This window comes from Microbacterium sp. ISL-103 (assembly GCF_018613995.1).
Classification (GTDB): domain Bacteria; phylum Actinomycetota; class Actinomycetes; order Actinomycetales; family Microbacteriaceae; genus Microbacterium.
Genome location: NZ_JAGGPD010000630.1, coordinates 1030 through 1374 on the forward strand (window position 1 = coordinate 1030; position 345 = coordinate 1374).

Genomic DNA, 345 nt, shown 5'->3' on the forward strand with positions numbered 1-345 from the left:
GACTGCAGCGGCAGATCGCGGTCCTGTGCGGTGACGGCGATCCACGAAGAGGCCACCAGCATCACCACCCCGTTCACGCGGAACCAGAGCAGCAGTCCGATGAAGATGGCGAAGGTGGCGAGAAGAGGATTGGTGGGCGTGTAGCTCAGAAGGAACCCCGCGCCGTACTGGAGGACGGTCATGGCGGCACCGCCGAGGATCGCGCCGGGCCAGATGGTGCTCCAGTGCAGCGTCGTGCCGGTGAGGAAGCGGACCATCGCGGCCAGCGCGGTCGACAGCAGCACGAACGAGACCACGACCGTGCCGCTGCGGATGCCGAGGTTGAGCGCATCCGACCCGGAATCC

At 67.0% G+C, this 345-nt stretch carries 1 protein-coding gene; it reads right to left on the reverse strand.

Annotated elements, in window-relative coordinates:
- Window positions 1–345: YhjD/YihY/BrkB family envelope integrity protein (locus J7E68_RS20060; RefSeq protein ID WP_251049167.1), on the reverse strand; the 345-nt coding region annotated here is incomplete at both ends.